The following is an 18,667-nucleotide window of genomic DNA, read 5'->3' as shown; positions in this document are numbered from 1 at the left end:
GGGCGCCGACGACCGCCGGGGCCCTTCGGAGCGACGGAAGGGTGGCGATGGACCGCCAGCAGGAGTTCGTGCTGCGCACGCTGGAGGAGCGGGACATCCGCTTCGTCCGGCTGTGGTTCACCGACGTCATCGGGACGCTGAAGTCGGTGGCCATCGCCCCGGCCGAGCTCGAGGGCGCGTTCGGCGAGGGCATCGGCTTCGACGGCTCGGCCATCGAGGGCCTCTCGCGCGTGTCCGAGTCCGACATGCTCCTGCAGCCGGAGCCGTCCACCTTCCAGGTGCTGCCCTGGCGCAGCACCGACGAGCACCAGGGCACCGCGCGCATCTTCTGCGACATCCTCACGCCCGACGGGCAGCCGGCCCGCTCGGACCCGCGCTACGTGCTCAAGCGCGCCCTGGACCGCGCCGCCCAGCACGGCTACACCTTCTACACGCACCCCGAGATCGAGTTCTACCTCTTCAAGGGCCCGCTGGAGCGCGGCGCGGTGCCCGAGCCGGTGGACTACGTCGGCTACTTCGACAACCACCCCGGCGGCACCACCACCGACTTCCGGCGCACCGCGATCTCCACGCTGGAGAGCATGGGCATCTCGGTGGAGTTCAGCCACCACGAGGGCGGGCCGGGGCAGAACGAGATCGACCTGCGCTACGCCGACGCCCTGACGACCGCGGACAACATCATGACGTTCCGCACCGTCATCAAGGAGGTCGCCGGGGAGATGGGGCTGTACGCCAGCTTCATGCCCAAGCCGCTGGAGGGGCACCCCGGCTCCGGCATGCACACCCACCTGTCCCTCTTCGACGGCGACGCCAACGCCTTCTACGAGGCCGGCGCGGAGTACCAGCTCTCGCGCACGGGGCGGCGGTTCATCGCCGGGGTGCTGCGCCACGCCGCCGAGATCACCGCCGTGACCAACCAGTTCGTCAACTCCTACAAGCGCCTGTGGGGCGGCGGCGAGGCGCCCAGCTACGTCAGCTGGGGCCACAACAACCGCTCGGCGCTGGTGCGCGTGCCGATGTACAAGCCCAGCAAGGCGCAGTCGGTGCGCGTGGAGTACCGCGCGCTGGACTCCTCCTGCAACCCCTACCTGGCGTACGCGCTGCTGCTGACGGCCGGCCTGAAGGGCGTGGAGGAGGGCTACGAGCTGCCCGACGGCGCCGAGGACGACGTGTGGTCGCTGACCGACGCCGAGCGCCGCTCCATGGGCATCGAGCCGCTGCCGCAGAGCCTGGAGCACGCCATCGCCGTCATGGAGCGCTCCGAGCTGGTCGCCGAGGCCCTCGGGGAGGGCGTCTTCGACTTCTTCCTGCGCAACAAGCGGGCCGAGTGGGCCGACTACCGCGCGCAGGTCACCCCGTTCGAGCTGCAGCGCTACCTGCCGCTGCTGTGAGGCCGCTGCCGTGAGGGTGCTGCCGTGAGGACGCTGCCGTGAGCCTCGCGCCCGGGCGGCGCACCAGCGCCACCGCGCAGCTGGCGCGGGCGGGGTTCACCGACCCCGCCCGCGCCCTGGGGCTGCTGCGCGACGCCGCCCTGGCCGGCGTGGTGCGCGTCGGCGGCGACGACGACCCCCTGGAGGACGAGGCCACCGCGGGCCTGGTGCGCGCCCTGCGCCGCACCGCCGACCCCGACCAGGCGCTGCTGGGCCTGGTGCGCTGGGCCGGGTCCCTGGGCGCGCGCGCCGGTTCCGGCGCCTCGCGCCTGGGCGCGGCGCGCGAGCTGCTGCGCGGGGACGACCCCGACGAGGGCGCCGGCACCCGCGCGCGGCTGCTGGCCGTGCTCGGCGGCTCGGTGGCGCTGGGCGACCACCTCGTGCGCCACCCGGAGCACTGGACGGTGCTCGCCTCGGCGGGCGCGCCCGACGCCGCCGAGCTGCGCGCGGAGCTGCTGGCGGCCGTGGGCGCCGACCCGGCCGCCGAGGTGCCGGTGGCCGAGGCCGCCGCGGCCGGCACCCCCGGTGCCGAGGCGCTGCGGGTGGCCTACCGCCGCCGCCTGGTGGGCCTGGCCGGGCGCGACCTGGCCACCGCGGACCCCACCGCCGTGCTGCACCGCACCGCCGCGGAGCTGGCCGACCTGGCCGCCGCCGCGCTGGAGACCGCGCTGGCGCTGGCGCGCGCCGAGCTGCCCGGCGGCGGCGCCGAGTGCCGCCTGGCCGTCATCGGCATGGGCAAGACCGGTGGGCGGGAGCTGAACTACCTCTCCGACGTCGACGTCGTCTACGTCGCCGAGCCCGCCGACGGCGCGGCCGAGGACGCCGCGCTGCGCACCGGCGCGAAGCTGGCCGTGGCGCTGCAGCGGGTGTGCTCGGCCTCCACCGCCGAGGGCACGCTGTGGGAGGTCGACGCCGCGCTGCGCCCGGAGGGCAAGCAGGGCCCGCTGGTGCGCACCCTGGCCAGCCACCTGGAGTACTACCGCCGCTGGGCCAGCACGTGGGAGTTCCAGGCGCTGCTGAAGGCCCGCCCCGTCGCCGGCGACGCCGCGCTGGGCGCGCAGTACCTGCGCGGCATCGCCCCGCTGGTGTGGAGCGCCGGCGAGCGCGAGGGGTTCGTGCAGGAGGTGCAGGCGATGCGCCGGCGGGTGGAGTCGCTCATCCCCTCCAAGGAGGCCGAGCGCCAGCTGAAGCTGGGCGTCGGGGGCCTGCGCGACGTGGAGTTCTCCATCCAGCTGCTGCAGATGGTCCACGGGCGCACCGACGACCGGCTGCGCCGCAGCGCGAACACCCTGGAGGCGCTGGAGGCGCTGGCCACCCACGGCTACGTCGGGCGCCACGACGCCGGCGAGCTGGACCGCGACTACCGCCTGCTGCGCGCCCTGGAGCACCGCGTGCAGGTGCACCGGATGCGGCGCACCCACGTCCTGCCCACCGCGCCGGCGGACCTGCGCCGGCTGGGCCGCTCGATGGGCCTGCGCGGGGACCCCGTCGCCGGCCTGGAGGAGGTCTGGCGCGGCACCCGGCGCGACGTGCGCCGCCTGCACGAGAAGCTGTTCTACCGCCCGCTGCTCTCCGCGGTGGCGCGCCTGTCGGCCGCCGACGCGCGCCTGGACGCGCAGCTGAGCCCGGAGGCCGCGCGCGCCCGGCTGGCCGCCCTGGGCTACCGCGACCCCGCCGGGGCCCTGCGGCACCTGTCGGCGCTGACCTCCGGCGTCAGCCGCCGCGCGAGCATCCAGCGCACCCTGCTGCCGGTGCTGCTGGGCTGGTTCGCCGACGGCGCCGACCCCGACGCCGGGCTGCTGGCGTACCGGCGCGTGTCCGAGGCGCTGGCCGGCACCCAGTGGTACCTGACGATGCTGCGCGACTCCGGCGCGGCCGCCGAGCGGCTGGCCTCGGTGCTCTCCGCGGCGCGCCTGCCGGTGGACCTGCTGCTGAGGAGCCCGGAGGCGGTGGCCGTCTTCGCCGACGACGAGCGCCTGGCGCCCTACGACGTCTCGGAGGTCATCGCCGACGCCGCCGCGGCCGCCGCCCGCCGCGGCGAGCCGGCCGGGGCCGTGCTGGCCGCGCGCGGGGTGCGCCGCCGCGAGCTGTTCCGCACCGTCGTGGCCGACCTCGTCGGCGCCCGCGACCTGGCCGGGGTGGGCCGGGCGCTGTCCGACGCCGACCAGGCCGTGCTCGACGTGGCGCTGCGCGTCAGCGCGCGCGCCGTGGCCGAGCGCTCCGGCGGCGAGCTGCCCACCCGCCTGCTCGTGGTGGGCATGGGCCGCCTGGGCGGGGCCGAGACCGGTTACGGCAGCGACGCGGACGTGCTGTTCGTGCACGAGCCGCGCGCGGGCGCCTCGGAGACCGACGCGCAGCGCGCGGCCACCGAGGTCGTCGCCGAGCTGCGCCGCCAGCTCAGCGCCGCCGGTCCCGAGCCGGCGCTGGAGGTGGACGCCGACCTGCGCCCGGAGGGGCGCAACGGGCCGCTGGTGCGCTCGCTGTCGAGCTACCGGGCGTACTACGCGCGCTGGTCGCAGCCCTGGGAGGCTCAGGCGCTGCTGCGCGCGCGCCCCGTCGCCGGCGACGCCGACCTCGGCGAGCGGTTCCTGGAGCTGGTGGACCCGCTGCGCTGGCCGGTGCAGGGGCTCTCGGACGCGGACGTGCGCGAGGTGCGGCGCGTCAAGGCGCGCGTGGAGGCCGAGCGGCTGCCGCGCGGGGCGGACCCGCTGCGCCACCTCAAGCTCGGCCGGGGCGGGACCTCGGACGTGGAGTGGACCGCGCAGCTGCTGCAGCTGCGCCACGCCGGCGAGCACGAGGCGCTGCGCACCACCTCCACCACCGGCGCCCTGCACGGCGCGGTGCGCGCGGGGGTGCTGGCCGCGGAGGACGCCGACGTGCTGGTGCAGGCGTGGACGCTGGCCTCGCGCGCGCGCAACGCCGTGGCGCTGTGGCGCGGCAAGCCTGGCGACTCCCTGCCCACGCAGCTGCGCGACCTCGACGGCGTGGCGCGCCTGTTCGGCTTCGAGCCGGGCTCGGCGGGGGAGTTCGAGGAGCTGTACCTGCGCACCACGCGCCGCTGCCGCGCGGTGGTCGAGCGCGTCCTCTACGGCCGCTGACCGCCCGCCGGCTGACCGGGCCGGCGCCCCCGTCGGTGCTCCCCGCTCGGCTCCCCGCTCGGCTCCCCGGTCAGCGCCCCTTGAGCAGCGGCACGACGTCGGCGGTGAACTGGCTCAGGAAGCGCGACTGGTCGTGGCCGGGGGCGTGGAAGACGAGGTGGGTGAAACCCGCGTCGACGTACTCCTGCACGGCCGCGGCGACCTCGGCGGGGTCGGAGGCGACGATCCAGCGCCTGGCGACCTGCTCGATGGGCAGCTCGTCGGCCAGGCGGGCCATCTCCACCGGGTCGTGCACGCTCGCCTTCTGCTCCGGCGTCAGCGACAGCGGCGCCCAGAACCGGCAGTTCTCCAGCGCCCGCGCGGGGTCCTCGTCGAAGGAGACCTTGATCTCGATGGTGCGGTCGATGGCCGAGGGCTCGCGGCCGGAGGCGGCCAGGCCCTCCTCCAGCGCCGGCAGCAGCGTCTCGCGGTACAGGTCCATGCCCTTGCCGGAGGTGCAGATGTAGCCGTCCCCGGCGCGGCCGGCGTACTTCGTCACCCCCGGCCCGCCGCCGGCCACGTAGATCGGCACCGGGGTGGTGGGCCGGTCGTACACGGTGGCGTCGTGCAGGCGGTAGTACTCGCCCTCGAAGGTGACGCGCTCGCCGTCCCACAGCTCCTTGATCAGCCGCACCGACTCGCGCAGCCGCGCGAAGCGCTCCTTGGCCTCGGGGAAGTCCACGCCCACGGCGGTCTCGTTGAGGGCCTCGCCGGTGCCGATGCCGAGGATGGCGCGCCCGGGCGCCAGGCAGCCCAGCGTGGCGAACGCCTGCGCGATGACGGCGGGGTTGTAGCGCAGCGTGGGGGTGAGCACGCTCGTGCCCAGCTGCACCCGCCGGGTGCGCGCGGCCACCCACGGCAGCCACACCAGCGCCGCGGGCGCGTGGCCGTCCACGTGCCGCCAGGGCTGGAAGTGGTCGGAGATCCACACCGAGTCCATGCCCTGCTCCTCCGCCTGCACGGCGAAGTCCGCCAGCTGGGCGGGGTCGAACTGCTCCGCCGAGGCCTTGTACCCCAGCCGCAGGGGCTGCCCGTGCGTGTCCACCGTGCCGGCCGTCTGCGTCACCGGGTCCACCTCTCCTCGCGTCGCCTCGCGCTCAACCTAACGCGCGCCGCGGGCGCCCGCCGCGGGGGGTGCGGGCCGCTCAGGCGGGGGTGCCGCCCTCGCTCTCGCGCACCTCCAGCAGGGTGCTGATGCGGGTGCTGCTGACGAGGAAGCGCACCACCGGCGGGGGCCGCAGCAGCACCACCGGCGGGCGCTGGGCGCGCGAGGCCAGCCGCGCCAGGAAGCCGATGCCGGTGGAGTCCATGAAGACCACCTCGCCGGCGTCCACGACGATGGGGGTGTCGCGGGCCAGCACGGCGGCCGAGGCCGTGGCCAGCTCGGCACCCAGGCTCGCGTCGACGTCCCCGGAGAGCAGCACGCGGGTCTCGTCGACGTCGGCGATGACGACGACGCGCTCCACGCCGCCGAGACTAGGCGAGGCGCCCGGGCGCCGCAGCACGAGGGCCCGGCCCCCGCGGTGCGGGGACCGGGCCCTCGGGCCGTGCCGGCCGGCTCAGCTGCCGGGTCGGCTCAGATGTCGAAGTACAGCTCGAACTCGTGCGGGTGCGGGCGCAGGCGGATCGGGTCGACCTCGTTGGTGCGCTTGTAGTCGATCCACGTCTCGATGAGGTCGGAGGTGAACACCCCGCCGTCGAGGAGGTACTCGTGGTCCTCCTCCAGCTTGTCCAGCACCGCCGGCAGCGAGTACGGGACCGTCTTGATGTTCGCGTGCTCCTCCGGCGGGAGCTCGTAGAGGTCCTTGTCGACCGGGTCGGCCGGCTCGATGCGGTTCTTGATGCCGTCCAGGCCCGCCATGAGCTGCGCGGAGAACGCCAGGTACGGGTTGGCCGACGGGTCCGGCACGCGGAACTCCAGGCGCTTGGCCTTGGGGGAGTTGCCCGTGATCGGGATGCGGATGCACGCGGAGCGGTTGCGCGCCGAGTAGACCAGGTTGACCGGAGCCTCGAAGCCCGGCACCAGGCGGTGGTAGGAGTTCACCGTCGGGTTGGTGAAGGCCAGCAGCGACGGGGCGTGGTGCAGCAGGCCGCCGATGTACCAGCGCGCCAGGTCCGACAGCCCGCCGTAGCCCTTCTCGTCGTAGAAGAGCGGCTCGCCGTCCTTCCACAGCGACTGGTGGCAGTGCATGCCCGAGCCGTTGTCGCCGAAGAGGGGCTTGGGCATGAAGGTCACCGTGCGGCCGTTGCGCCAGGCGACGTTCTTGACGACGTACTTGAAGAGCAGCAGCTGGTCGGCGGCGTTCTTCAGCGTGTCGAAGCGGTAGTTGATCTCGGCCTGGCCCGCGGTGCCGACCTCGTGGTGCGAGCGCTCCACGCTCAGGCCGGCCTTGCCGAGCTCCACGCACATCTCGTCGCGCAGGTCGGCGAAGTGGTCCACCGGCGGGACGGGGAAGTAGCCGCCCTTGTAGCGCGTCTTGTAGCCGCGGTTGCCGCCCTCCTCGGAGCGGCCGGTGTTCCACGCCGCCTCGACGGAGTCGATGTGGTAGTACGACTCGCGCTGGCTCGTCTCGAACCGCACGTCGTCGAAGATGTAGAACTCCGCCTCGGCGCCGAAGTAGACGGTGTCGGCGATGCCGGTGGACTTCAGGTGCGCCTCGGCCTTGGCCGCGATGTTGCGCGGGTCGCGGCTGTAGGGCTCGTCGGTGAACGGGTCCACGATGGAGTGGTTGATCACCAGCGTCTTCTCGGCCCGGAACGGGTCGAGGAAGGCCGAGGTCGGGTCCGCGATCAGCTTCATGTCCGACTCGTGGATGGCCTGGAAGCCGCGGATCGAGGAGCCGTCGAACATCTGGCCCTCGGTCAGGGCGTCCGCGTCCACCGATGCGGCGGGCACGTTGAAGTGCTGCATGACGCCCGGAAGGTCGCAGAAGCGGATGTCGACGAACTTGACGTCCTCATCCTTGATGTACTTCAGGACCTCTTCGGAGTTGCTGAACATCCAACCTCCAGGGACGGGACCGGCCCGGCCTTCGAGCCGCCGCGGACGCGCCGACGCTAGGGGGACGCCGTTTCGCTCCCGTGTCGCCGGTGTTTCCGGCACGTTACCGGGGCGGTCGCCGGTGGCGACAGGGTGGTGCGCCCCGCGCCCCGGCGCGCCGCGCCGCGGCGCTTAGGGTGGCGCCGTGAGCCAGAGCCCGCCCAGCAGCGCAGCGCCCGGCCCGCGCGGCGGCGACGACGCCCCCGTGCCCGGCGCCCGGCTGGGCCTGCCGGCCGCCGGGCGCGGCGCCGTGGCCGGCTGGCCGCGGCGCCTGCTCGGGCTGGCGGTGGACTGGGCGCTGGCGACCCTCATCGGCCGCGCCTTCCTCGCCGAGGCGCTGGGGCGCGACTTCGCGCCGCTGGCCGTCTTCGCGCTGATGCACCTGCTGCTGGTGGCCACGCTCGGCACGAGCATCGGGCACGCCGTCGCCGGCGTGGTGGTGCGCCGCGTGGACGCCCCGCGGCCCGTGGGCCCGCTGCGCGCGGCCGTGCGCACGCTCCTGCTCGTGCTCGTGGTGCCGGCGGCGGTGTGGGACGCGGACCGCCGCGGCCTGCACGACAAGGCCGCCGGCACCGTCGTCGTGCGTCGGTGACCGGCGGCCCGGAGGGTCGCGTCGCGGGGGTCGCGTCGAGGGGGGTGCGGCGGGTCGTGCCCGGCTCAGCGCCCGCGCATGGCGCGGCGGTCCGGGCGCGCGCGCATGGGGTCCACGCCCTGCGGCACCGGCGGGCGCACCCCGCCCAGGGCCTTCAGCCGCTTGGTGACCGCGGCGACCTCCTGCTTGGTCAGGGTGGGCTTGAGGCGCTGCACCTTCGGCGCCAGCCTGCGCAGCGGCACCTCGCCCTCGCCGCCGCCGTCGCCGACGGTGTAGAGGTGCACCGGCACGTTCGGGGCCACGCGGGCCACCTTGCGCCGCTCGCCCTCGAGCAGCCGGCGCACGCGGGTGGGCGGGCCGTCGCCCACCAGGACGATCCCGGCGCGGCCGACCGCGCGGAAGACCATGTCCTGGGTGCGCGCCTCGATCGCCACCGGCTCCTGCTCGACGGTCCAGCCGCGGCGCAGCGAGCTCAGCGCGGCGCCGGCGGCGCCCTTCTGGCCCTCGAGGCTGACGTAGGCGGCGCGCTCGGCGCGCCGGCCCAGCAGGAACATGCCCGCCAGGGCGCCGACCATGACCCCGAGCAGCGGGAAGTAGATCCAGTGGCCGGTGGCCACGCCGACGACCACGCCGACGAGCACCGGGGCGCCGATCGCCAGCAGCAGCCACCACCGCGTCGCGGGGTCGACCCGCACCGTCATGTCGTAGACCTGCTTGAGCTGACGGAGCCGCTTGAAGCGCTGCTTCCTCGGCTTCGGGGCGGGGCTCGCGCCCGCGGGCGCCTCGCGTCGTGCCATGGGAGGAGGATACGGCGCGCGCACCGCCCGCCCCACCGCCGATCGTCGCCGCCCGGCCGCCGTCCGGGGGAGCGGCGGCGCGGTCGGGGACGCGGGCGGGTCGGCGGTGGGGGTGGGCCTGGCGGGTGGGCCGGGCGGCGTCAGCGCGCCAGCAGGCTGGAGGCCTCCTGCGCGGCGGGCACCTCGCGGTCCAGGTGCGCCAGCTGCTCGGGCACGGCCACGCCGCGCCGGCGCATCGCCTGCGCCCACAGCCGCCCGGCGCGGTACGAGGAGCGCACCAGCGGCCCGGCCATGACGCCCGCGAAGCCGAGGCGCTCGGCCTCGGCGGAGAACTCCACGAAGCGCTCGGGCTTGACCCAGCGCTCCACGGGGTGGTGGCGCGGGCTGGGGCGCAGGTACTGGGTGATGGTGACGATGTCGCAGCCGGCGCCGCGCAGGTCGGCCAGCGCCTCGACGACCTCCTCGTCGGTCTCGCCCATGCCCAGGATGAGGTTGGACTTCGTCACCAGGCCCGCGGCGCGCCCCTGCGCGATGACGTCCAGGGAGCGCTCGTAGCGGAAGGCGGGGCGGATGCGCTTGAAGATGCGCGGCACCGTCTCGACGTTGTGCGCGAAGACCTCCGGCGCGGCGTCGAAGACCTGCTGCAGCAGCTCCGGGCGGCCGTTGAAGTCCGGCACGAGGATCTCCACGCCGGTGCCCTCGTTGAGGGCGTGGGTCTGCCGGATCGTCTCGGCGTACAGCCACGCGCCGCCGTCGGCGAGGTCGTCGCGGGCCACGCCGGTGATCGTGGCGTAGCGCAGCCCCATCGTGCGGATGCTCTCGGCCACCCGGCGCGGCTCGTCGCGGTCCAGCGGCGAGGGCCTGCCGGTGTCGATCTGGCAGAAGTCGCAGCGGCGGGTGCACTCGGAGCCGCCGATGAGGAAGGTGGCCTCGCGGTCCTCCCAGCACTCGTAGATGTTGGGGCAGCCCGCCTCCTCGCAGACGGTGTGCAGCCCGCCGCTCCTCACCAGGCCCTTGAGCTCGGTGTACTCCGGACCGGTGCGCGCCTTCGTGCGGATCCACGACGGCTTGCGCTCGATCGGCGTCTCGGCGTTGCGCGCCTCGATGCGGAGCATGCGCCGTCCCTCGGGTGCGATCGTCACGCGCCCAGCGTACGTCGCGCCCCCGGCCCCGCCGTCGGCACCGCCGTCACGGGCGCCAGCCCGTCGGGTCCACGCCACCGGGCACGTCCGCGCCCGGGTCGTAGGGCGTGCGGGTGAGCCGGAAGCTGGCCAGGTCCAGGTGGCTGACGGCCCCGTCCGCCGAGCGCACCACCCGCAGCAGTTCGCCGGCGTAGTACTCGTCCAGGCCCCGCCAGGTGCCCGCGGCGCCGTCGCGCACGAACCGCGAGGAGCGCGCCCGCCCGGCCAGCCCGCTCAGCTCCAGCGAGCCGTCCCCGCGGGCGCGCAGCACCAGCGGCGCCGGGCCCCAGTACCAGGGCCCCACCAGCTCCAGCGCGTCGGCGTCCACCGGCGCCGGGCGCCACGGGCGCGGCGCGGCCGGCTCGGCCTCGGCCAGCGCCGCCAGCAGCCGCACCGGCAGCTCCCCGAAGCCGGTGGTGGAGTTCGTCAGCGCCAGCACCGCGTCGCCGGTGCCCACGTCCACCCGCAGCATCGCCACGAAACCCGGCATGGAGCCGGAGTGCCCGGCCGCGCGCGCGCCCGCGGCGTTCCACAGCTGCAGGCCCAGCCCGTAGCCGGTGCTCCACGCCGCGCCGCGCGCGTCGTCGACGGCCTGCGGGCGGCGCATCGCCTCCACGGTCGCCGGCTGCAGCACGCCCGCGCCGTCGGCGACCACGCCGGCCCAGCGCGCCAGGTCCGCCACCGTCGACCACAGCTGCCCGGCCGGGGCCATGGCGCCGGCGTCGTGCTCCGGCTCGGGCAGCAGCACGTCGGCCCACGGGTGCACCGCGAAGCCGCGCGCGGCAGGCTGCTGCGGGCGGGTGGTGGTGCGCGCCATGCCCAGCGGGCGCAGGAACTGCTCGGCGACCACCTCGTCCCAGCGCGCCCCGCGCAGCCGCCCCAGCAGCTCGCCGAGCACGGCGTAGCCGACGTTGGAGTAGTGGAAGCGCGAGCCGGCGCGGTGGCGCAGCGCCGAGGGACCCAGCAGCGGCAGCAGCTCGCGCCAGTCCCCGCCCGGGGTGCGCTCCCACCAGGGCCCGTCCGTCTCGGCCTGCAGCCCCGAGGCCTGCCCGAGCACCTGCCCCACCGTCAGCGCGCCCGCCCCGGCGCCGACCAGCTCGGGCAGGTGCGCGCGCAGCGGCTCGTCCAGCGCGCTCAGCCCGTCCTCCACGCAGCGCATCACCCCGGCCGCCACGAACGTCTTGGTGATCGAGCCGATGCGGTACTGGGTGCCCGCCGCGTCCGGCAGGTGCTCGCCGGCCGGGTCGGTCACGGCGGTGCCGGCCGCGCCGGTCCACACCAGCCGCCCGCCGCGCACCAGGCCGGCCACCACCGAGGGCAGCCGGTGCTCGGCCTGCGCGCGCGCCAGCAGGTGCTCCAGGGCGCGGGCCGTGCCCGGCAGCACGGCGGGCAGCGCGGCGGGCGGCGCGGCGGGCAGCGCGGCGGGCGGCGCGGCGGGTGGGGACGGTTCGTTCGTCACGGACACGACCCTGCCAGAGGACGGCGCCGGGGCGCCGGGCAGGATCGGCGGCGTGGACCTGCGCATCTTCACCGAACCCCAGCAAGGCGCCAGCTACGAGACCCTGCGTCGCGTCGCCGTCGCCACCGAGGAAGCCGGCTACGACGCCTTCTTCCGCTCCGACCACTACCTGACCATGGGCGGCGACGGCCTGCCCGGCCCCACCGACGCCTGGACCACCCTGGCCGCCCTGGCCCGCGACACCTCGCGCGTGCGCCTGGGCACCCTGGTGACCTCCGCGACCTTCCGGCACCCCGGCGTGCTGGCGATCCAGGTCGCCCAGGTCGACGAGATGTCCGGCGGGCGGGTCGAGTTCGGCCTGGGCACCGGCTGGTACGAGGAGGAGCACGCCGCCTACGGCATCCCCTTCCCGCCGCTGCGCGAGCGCTTCGACCGCTTCGCCGAGCAGCTGGAGGTCGTCACCGGCCTGTGGAGCACGCCGGTCGGCGAGACGTTCGACTTCGTCGGCGAGCACTACCGGATCACCGGCTCCCCGGCGCTGCCCAAGCCCGCGCAGGGGAGGATCCCCGTCATCGTCGGCGGCGGCGGCAAGCGGCGCACCCCCGCCCTGGCCGCGCAGTACGCGGACGAGTTCAACCTGCCCTTCGCCAGCGCCGAGGACAACGCCGCCGCGATCGCCCGCGTGCGCGAGGCCTGCGCGGCCCGCGGCCGCGACGCCGGCGAGATCACCTTCTCCGCGGCGCTGGTGCTGTGCTGCGGGCGCGACGAGGCCGAGGTCGCGCGCCGCGCGGCCGCCATCGGGCGCGAGCCCGCCGAGCTGCGCGAGAACGGCCTGGCCGGCACCCCCGCCGAGGTCGTCGACGCCATCGGCCGCTACGCGCAGGTGGGCATCACCCGCTTCTACCTGCAGGTGATGGACCTGTCCGACTTGGAGCACCTGGACCTGGTCGCGCAGGAGGTGCGCCCGCAGCTGTGAGCCGCGGCCGGCGGCGCGGCGGGCGGCTCAGCCCGCCAGCCGCGCCGCCGGCAGCAGCTCCTCCACCACCGCCGCGGCCTCCAGGACCCCCACCGGCCGGCCCGAGGCCGACGACAGGCTGGCCACCCCGGAGTCCGTCAGCCCGCACGGCACGATCGCCCCGAAGCCGCGCAGGTCGGTGTCGCAGTTCAGCGCGAAGCCGTGCATCGTCACCCCGCGCGCCACCCGCACCCCGATCGCGGCGACCTTCGCCTCGCAGCGCCCGCCGGGCACCGCCGGGACGTCGGTGGCCACCCACACCCCCGTGCGCCCGGGCACCCGGAACGCCTCCACCCCGAAGCGCGCCGCGACCTCGATCAGCAGCTGCTCCAGGCGGCGCACGTACCCCACGACGTCCAGCGGCGCGCTCAGCCGCACCAGCGGGTAGCCCACCAGCTGCCCCGGCCCGTGCCAGGTGATGCGCCCGCCGCGGTCGACGTCGACCACGGGGGTGCCGTCCACGGGGCGCTCCCACGAGTTGGTGCGCTTGCCGGCGGTGTAGACCGGCTCGTGCTCCAGCAGCAGCACCGTGTCGCCGCGCTCGCCGGCGGCGACCTGCGCGTGCAGGGCGCGCTGGTGCTCCCACGCCTCGCGGTACTCCACCCGCGCCGCGCCCAGGTCCCAGCGCCGCACCTGCGGGGCGCGCGTGCCCACCGTCGTCACGCGGGCAGCCTACGTCCGCGCCCGACGCGCGCCGCGCGCGCTCGCGGGGCGGTTCAGGAGGGCAGCCGGCGCGGCTCCAGCCGCGTCTCGACGACCTCGCCGTCGGCCTCGCGGCGCACCACGTACGCGCCCTTCCCGTCGACCTCGGCGACCGCCTCGACCAGCTCGGTGCCCGCGTAGACCAGGCCCACGCCGTCGTCGGTGCAGTGCGTCTCGCCCAGGGTGCCGTCGGCGACCAGGGCGTGCACCAGCGGTCGCCGGCGCGCCTCGGAGTCGTAGTGCACCCCGTTGCCGTACGGCAGCAGGCCCAGCCCGTCCGTCACCGCGCGCAGCTCCGGCCCGAAGGAGTCCGTGGTGCCGCCGGTGAACCAGCAGATGGAGCCGGCGCTGACGCCGCCGAGGACCACGCCGGCCTCCCACGCGGCGCGGAAGGCGCCCTCCAGGCCGTGCACGCGCCACACCGCCAGCAGGTTGGCCACCGAGCCGCCGCCGACCCAGACGACGTCCTGGTCGAGCAGGTGCAGCGCCACGTCGTCCACCGAGGGCATGGGGAACAGGTCCAGCACGGTGGTCTCGAACCCGGCGCGGGCGCCGGCGGCGTGCACCTCCGCCGCCCAGGAGCGCTGGTCGCCGCCCGCGGTGCCCAGGTAGGTCAGGCGCGGCCGGCGCGAGCCGGGCACCTGCGCCAGGCGCACCGCCTCCAGGGCCGTGCCCGCCCAGTCCAGCCCGCCGCGCTCGCGGCGGCGCCAGCCCCCGGAGGTGGCCACGACCGTGGGCCGCTCAGCCGGCACGGCGGCGCCCCATCCCCAGCCGGGTGAGCACGGCGTCGGCGGCGCGCCGGCCGGCCACGAGCGCGCCCTGCTGCGAGGGGTTCTCGCGGTGGTCGCCGGCGACGAACAGGCCGTCGCCGAGGTCGACCGGGCGCGGCCCGTCGAACGGGGCCGTCAGCGCCGGCAGCGCGTGCGGCACGTCGTGCACCGCGATCAGCTCCCACCCGGCGGTGTCGGCGCCGTAGACGCGGGCCAGCTGCGCGCGCACCCGCGCGTCCGTCCCCGCCGAGGCGTCGCGGCCCAGCAGCAGGGCGCTGACCAGGCCGCGCCGGTCCCCGGCGGGCACGTAGCTCGGCGCCACGGCGGAGACGACGGCGGTGTTGACCACCGGGCCGCCGCGCTCGCCGTCGAGGTGGATGAGCTTCTCGCGCGAGGCCGGCGCGGGGGAGGAGGGGGTGACGTACCAGTAGGACGTCAGCGGGTGCACCTGCGGCTCCTGCAGCTTCGGCAGCAGGTGGGCGGCCGCGCCGACGTCGGTGGCCACGACGACGGCCTGCGCGTTGACCCCGCCCGCGGTGGTCTCCGCGACGATCGAGCGCGGCGCCAGGCCCAGGTGGCGCACCTCGGTGCCCAGCACGACCGAGCCGGGGCGCAGCTGCGCCGCGATCGCCTCGGGCACCGCCTGCACGCCCGCGGCCGGCAGGCCCGGGGTGCCGCGCAGCAGGCTGCGCACCACCAGGTCGACGTAGCGCCGCGAGGTGGTGCCGTCGACCTCCCCGAGCACGCCGGCCAGGAACGGCTCGATGACCGACCAGCGCAGCCCGCCGTGCACCTCGGCGTCGTCCAGGGCGTCGGACCAGCCCGAGTCGCGCTCCTTCAGGTCCCCGGGGCCGGTCACCCGCAGCAGCCAGCGCGCCACCGCGGCCTTCTCCCTCACCCCGCCCAGCGGGAAGCGCAGCGCCTCCACCACGCCGGCCGCGTGCCGGCGCGGGTCGCGCACCGCGGACACGCGCCCGTCGCGGTGCACCGCGACGCCGGCGTCGAAGGGCTGCAGGCGCAGCGCGGCGACGTCGAGGACGTTGTGCAGCTCGGGGTACGCGGGGTTGATCAGCTGGAAGCCCCGGTCGACGCGGAAGCCGTCGACGAGGTCGGAGCGCACGCGACCGCCCACCCCGTCGGAGGAGTCCACGACGACCACCTCGACCCCGGCCGCGGTCAGGTGCCGGGCGCACGCCAGCCCGGCCAGGCCGGCGCCGACGACGACCACGTCCGCCGTCGGCGGCAGCGACGGCGAGGGCACCGCGGGGGACGGCGAGGCCTTCCCCGACGGGATGGCCGGGAGCAGGGGGTCCGACCGGTCCAGGGTGGTGGGGCTGGGGATCACCCCCCGAGCGTATCGAGGCTGTGGATGACGGGCGCGGCCATCCCGCCGCGTGCGGTTCCCTGTCCCGCGTGCCCCACGACGAGACCGCCCCCGGCGACCCCGCGACCGCCCCCGGCGACCCCGCGACCACCCCCGGCGTGCGCTCGCTGCGCCGCGGCCGGCACGCCGCCCCGGCCGGGCCCGCGCCGTCCGGGACGGGGACGGCCGGTGCCGTGCGCGCCGCCCGCCGCGCCGCGCTGGCCGAGCTGGGCGAGGACCTGCGCCTGCGCGCCCCGCGGGTCGACGGCTACGAGGTGCACCACCTGCTGGGCGCGGGCGGCTCGGGCGTGGTGTGGGCCGGCACCGGGCCGGACGGGCAGCGGCGGGCGCTGAAGGTGCTGCAGCCCGTGGCCGACGGCGCCGACGGGCCCGGGGGGCCCGAGGGCCCCGGTGGCACTGGTGGCACCGCCGGCGGGGCGGGCCCGCTGCGCGAGCTGGCCCTCCTGCGCCGGGTGCGCCACCCCCGCGTCGTGGCCGTGCACGACATCTCCCGCGACGGCGCCGGCCGGCCGGTGCTCGTGCTCGACCTGGCCCCCGGCGGCAGCCTGGCCGAGGTGCTGCGCCGGCGCGGGCGCCTCGGCGCGGCGGAGGTCGTCGGGCTGCTGGCGGTCCTCGGCCCCGCGCTGGAGGAGCTGCACTCCGCCGGGGTGGTGCACGGCGACGTCTCCCCGGGCAACGTGCTGCTCGACGCGCGCGGCGAGCCGCTGCTGGCCGACCTGGGGCTGGCGCGCGCGATCGGCCGCCCGCACGGCAGCGTCCTGGGCACGCCGGGCTTCGCCGACCCCGCGGTCGTCGCCGGTGGTGCGGCCGGGGCGGCCTCGGACGTGTACGGGCTGGCGGCGGTGGCCTGGTGGGCCCTGACCGGGCAGGCGCCCCCGTCCGGCGGCTCGGGCGTGGGCCGCCGCGCGGTGCGCCGCGCCGGGGCGGCCCTGCCCGCGGGCACCTCCACCGAGCTGCTCGGCGTGCTGCGCGAGGGTCTGCACCGCACGCCCTCGCGGCGCCCCACGCCCGGGGAGCTGGCCCAGGCCGCGGCCGGCTGCGCCCAGCCGCGCCCGGTGCGCTCCTCCGGCGCCGGGCCCTGGGCGGCGGGCGCGCCCGCGCGCGGTGGCGACGCCGCGCCCGCCGGTGGCGGCGGGACCTCGCCGGCGCACCCCGGGGACTCCGCTGCCGTGCCGGTCACCCGGCCCCTGCGCCCGGCGGTGCCCGCGGCGGTACCTGCAGCGGCGCCCGCGCCGCTGCCCGCCCGGACCGGGCGCGTCGCCGCGCGGCCCGGGTCGCGCGGGAGCGGGCCGGGTGCCTCGCGCCGCCCGGGGCGGCGGGTGCTGGCCGGGGCGGCGGCCGCCCTCGTGGTCGCCGCCGGTGTGAGCGCCGCGGTGGCCCTGCGCCCGGGCGGGCCGGCGGCCGACGCGGTGCCGGTGCGCGCCGCCGCCCCCGCCGAGCCCGCGCAGCCCAGCGAGCCCACCGAGCTCGCCCAGCCCGCAGCTCCGCGCACCCCCCTGGCCGTGGCGCCCGCCGCCGCACCGCCGCCGGTCGCGGCCGCTGCAGCGGCCCCGGTCCCCGCCGTCCCCGTCCCGGCCGCCGGTGACGAGGCCGTCGGCGTGGGGGCTATCGGCGTGGGGGCTGTCGGCGTGGGGGCTGTCGGCGTGGGGGCCGCCGGTCGGGCGGGGGAGGGTGAGGTGGGCGACGGCGTGCTGCTGGGCGCCGACCTGCCCGCGGTGGTGCGCGAGCTGGCCGCCCGGCGCGCGGACGCGCTGCGCTCCGCGGACCCCGCCGCGCTGGCGGGGGTGGACGCCCCCGGCTCACCGGCCCTGGCCGCCGACGAGGCGCTGCTGGTGCAGCTCGCCGCCGCCGGCTCGCGCTGGTCCGGGCTGGGCTTCGACGTGCTGGACGTGGCCGTCGAGGTGGCGCAGCCCGGGCGCGCGGTCGTGGTGGCCGAGGTCGTCACGCAGGCGCACGAGGTCCTCGGCCCCGACGGCGCGGTGAGCAGCGTGCCCGCCTCCGCCCCGCGCGCCTCGCGCCTGACCCTGGTGCGCGTGGAGGGCCAGTGGCGCGTGCGGGCCGTCGGCTGAGCGGGGCCCGCACGGGCCACACTGGCCACAAGGGCTGGACGGGCCGGACGGGCCGGACGGGCCGGACGGGTGCCGGCCGGGTTCAGCCGGCGCTCGCCAGCCAGCGGGTGACCGCGCGCGCGTCGGGGTGGCGGAAGCGGAACCCGGCGCCGAGCAGCGCCGCGGGCACCACGCGCTGGCTGGCCAGCACCTGCCCGGCGAACTCGCCCAGCGCGACGTGCAGCGCGGCGGCGGGCACGGGCAGCAGGGTCGGGCGGTGCAGCGCGCGGCCCAGCTCGCGCGTGACCTCCGCGTTGCGCGCCGGCTGCGGGCACGCCAGGTTCACCGGCCCGGACAGCGGCTGCTCCAGCAGGAAGGTCAGGGCCGCCACCTCGTCCGGCGTGGAGATCAGGCTCCACCAGTGCCGCCCGTTCCCCAGCCTGCCGCCCGCGCCGAGCTTGAACAGCGTCAGCAGGCGCCCGAAGGCCCCCCCGCCGGGGTCGGCCAGCAGCGCGGTGCGCGCCAGCGCCACCCGCACGCCCGCCTCGGCCGCCGGGGCCGCGGCCCCCTCCCAGCGGGCCACGACGTCGGCGAGGAAGTCGTCCCCGCGCGGGGAGGACTCGGTGAGCACCGCCTCGCCGCCCTCGCCGTAGGCGCCGATGGCGGAGGCGTTGACCAGCACGCGCGGCGGGGCGTCCAGCGCCAGCAGCGCGCGCACCAGCGTGCGGGTGGAGTCCACGCGCGAGGAGACGATGAGCTCCTTGCGCTCGGGGGTCCACCGCTCGTCGCCGACGCCGGCGCCCGAGAGGTTCACCGCGCCGTCGACGGCGCCCAGCTGCGCCGGGTCCAGCTGACCGGCGGCCGGGTCCCAGCGCACCTCGCCGGGCCCGCGCGGCTCCCGGCGCACCAGGGTGACCACCTCGTGCCCCTGCCCGTGCAGGTGCCGCACCAGGTGCCGGCCGATGAGGCCGCTGGCCCCGCTCACCACGACGCGCACTGACCGTCCTCCCGCTCGACGCCGATCTCCTGCTGCGGACCCTGCCACGACGGGCGCGGCCCCGCTCCCGGGAGGGGGAGCGGAGCCGCGCGCGGTCCACCGGCGGCCGGGGCCG

At 77.2% G+C, this 18,667-nt stretch carries 15 protein-coding genes; 5 read left to right on the top strand and 10 right to left on the bottom strand.

Annotated elements, in window-relative coordinates; translation table 11 throughout:
• Positions 1 to 47 precede the first annotated feature (47 nt).
• Positions 48 to 1,391 carry a glutamine synthetase family protein gene (locus ACRYMN_RS06755; RefSeq protein WP_432493295.1) on the top strand — a complete coding sequence of 448 codons (1,344 nt, stop codon included), beginning with the start codon at positions 48 to 50 and terminating at the stop codon, positions 1,389 to 1,391.
• A gap of 38 nt (positions 1,392 to 1,429) precedes the next feature.
• On the top strand, positions 1,430 to 4,528 hold the full coding sequence (locus ACRYMN_RS06750; RefSeq protein WP_432493293.1) for a bifunctional [glutamine synthetase] adenylyltransferase/[glutamine synthetase]-adenylyl-L-tyrosine phosphorylase: 3,099 nt from the start codon (positions 1,430 to 1,432) through the stop codon (positions 4,526 to 4,528).
• A 70-nt stretch (positions 4,529 to 4,598) separates the two neighbouring features.
• Here ACRYMN_RS06750 and fgd read toward each other — a convergent pair whose 3' ends face one another.
• The 3 genes from fgd to glnA all read right to left on the bottom strand — a co-directional run bounded on the left by fgd (position 4,599) and on the right by glnA (position 7,568).
• Complete coding sequence (gene fgd, locus ACRYMN_RS06745) at positions 4,599 to 5,633, bottom strand: glucose-6-phosphate dehydrogenase (coenzyme-F420) (RefSeq protein ID WP_432493291.1); 1,035 nt, start codon at positions 5,631 to 5,633, stop codon at positions 4,599 to 4,601.
• Positions 5,634 to 5,712: 79 nt separating this feature from the next.
• Positions 5,713 to 6,033, bottom strand: a complete 321-nt coding sequence (locus ACRYMN_RS06740) for an STAS domain-containing protein (RefSeq protein ID WP_432493289.1) — start codon at positions 6,031 to 6,033, stop codon at positions 5,713 to 5,715.
• Between the two features lie 110 nt (positions 6,034 to 6,143).
• Positions 6,144 to 7,568 carry a type I glutamate--ammonia ligase gene (gene glnA / locus ACRYMN_RS06735; RefSeq protein WP_432493287.1) on the bottom strand — a complete coding sequence of 475 codons (1,425 nt, stop codon included), beginning with the start codon at positions 7,566 to 7,568 and terminating at the stop codon, positions 6,144 to 6,146.
• A gap of 184 nt (positions 7,569 to 7,752) precedes the next feature.
• On the opposite strand from glnA, the gene ACRYMN_RS06730 reads away from it, so the two are divergent.
• Entirely contained in the window at positions 7,753 to 8,199 is a 447-nt protein-coding gene (locus ACRYMN_RS06730; protein ID WP_432493285.1) for an RDD family protein, read from the top strand.
• Positions 8,200 to 8,264: 65 nt separating this feature from the next.
• Here the strand turns inward: ACRYMN_RS06730 and ACRYMN_RS06725 are convergent, their stop codons facing one another.
• From ACRYMN_RS06725 to ACRYMN_RS06715, 3 genes are all read right to left on the bottom strand, one after another.
• A complete protein-coding gene (locus ACRYMN_RS06725; RefSeq protein WP_432493283.1) occupies positions 8,265 to 8,996 on the bottom strand; it encodes a DUF4191 domain-containing protein in 732 nt (243 codons plus the stop codon).
• A gap of 140 nt (positions 8,997 to 9,136) precedes the next feature.
• Positions 9,137 to 10,138 (bottom strand): lipoyl synthase, encoded by a 1,002-nt coding sequence (lipA, locus tag ACRYMN_RS06720; protein ID WP_432493281.1) that lies wholly within the window; start codon positions 10,136 to 10,138, stop codon positions 9,137 to 9,139.
• Between the two features lie 46 nt (positions 10,139 to 10,184).
• Positions 10,185 to 11,636 (bottom strand): serine hydrolase domain-containing protein, encoded by a 1,452-nt coding sequence (locus tag ACRYMN_RS06715; RefSeq protein ID WP_432493279.1) that lies wholly within the window; start codon positions 11,634 to 11,636, stop codon positions 10,185 to 10,187.
• A gap of 52 nt (positions 11,637 to 11,688) precedes the next feature.
• Between ACRYMN_RS06715 and ACRYMN_RS06710 the strand changes: the two genes are divergently transcribed.
• Entirely contained in the window at positions 11,689 to 12,612 is a 924-nt protein-coding gene (locus tag ACRYMN_RS06710; RefSeq protein ID WP_432493277.1) for an LLM class F420-dependent oxidoreductase, read from the top strand.
• A 27-nt stretch (positions 12,613 to 12,639) separates the two neighbouring features.
• On the opposite strand, the gene lipB is transcribed toward ACRYMN_RS06710, so the two are convergent.
• From lipB to ACRYMN_RS06695, 3 genes are read right to left on the bottom strand one after another with little or no spacing between them, the layout of a single operon-like run.
• On the bottom strand, positions 12,640 to 13,314 hold the full coding sequence (lipB, locus tag ACRYMN_RS06705; protein ID WP_432493275.1) for a lipoyl(octanoyl) transferase LipB: 675 nt from the start codon (positions 13,312 to 13,314) through the stop codon (positions 12,640 to 12,642).
• Positions 13,315 to 13,367: 53 nt separating this feature from the next.
• Positions 13,368 to 14,105, bottom strand: a complete 738-nt coding sequence (locus tag ACRYMN_RS06700) for a Type 1 glutamine amidotransferase-like domain-containing protein (RefSeq protein ID WP_432493273.1) — start codon at positions 14,103 to 14,105, stop codon at positions 13,368 to 13,370.
• A complete protein-coding gene (locus tag ACRYMN_RS06695) occupies positions 14,095 to 15,468 on the bottom strand; it encodes an FAD-dependent oxidoreductase (protein WP_432493271.1) in 1,374 nt (457 codons plus the stop codon). Before ACRYMN_RS06695 ends, ACRYMN_RS06700 begins: the two co-directional genes overlap by 11 nt.
• Before the next feature lie 68 nt (positions 15,469 to 15,536).
• On the opposite strand from ACRYMN_RS06695, the gene ACRYMN_RS06690 reads away from it, so the two are divergent.
• Entirely contained in the window at positions 15,537 to 17,576 is a 2,040-nt protein-coding gene (locus ACRYMN_RS06690) for a serine/threonine-protein kinase (RefSeq protein WP_432493269.1), read from the top strand.
• Between the two features lie 82 nt (positions 17,577 to 17,658).
• On the opposite strand, the gene ACRYMN_RS06685 is transcribed toward ACRYMN_RS06690, so the two are convergent.
• Positions 17,659 to 18,552: a TIGR01777 family oxidoreductase gene (locus tag ACRYMN_RS06685; protein ID WP_432493267.1), complete on the bottom strand. Its 894-nt coding sequence runs from the start codon at positions 18,550 to 18,552 to the stop codon at positions 17,659 to 17,661.
• Between the last annotated feature and the right edge of the window lie 115 nt (positions 18,553 to 18,667).

Source organism: Kineococcus gypseus (assembly GCF_050871305.1).
GTDB classification, from domain to species: Bacteria; Actinomycetota; Actinomycetes; order Actinomycetales; family Kineococcaceae; genus Kineococcus; species Kineococcus gypseus.
The sequence above is the reverse complement of the archived record's forward strand: the minus strand, read 5'-3'. Positions and strand labels throughout refer to the sequence as shown.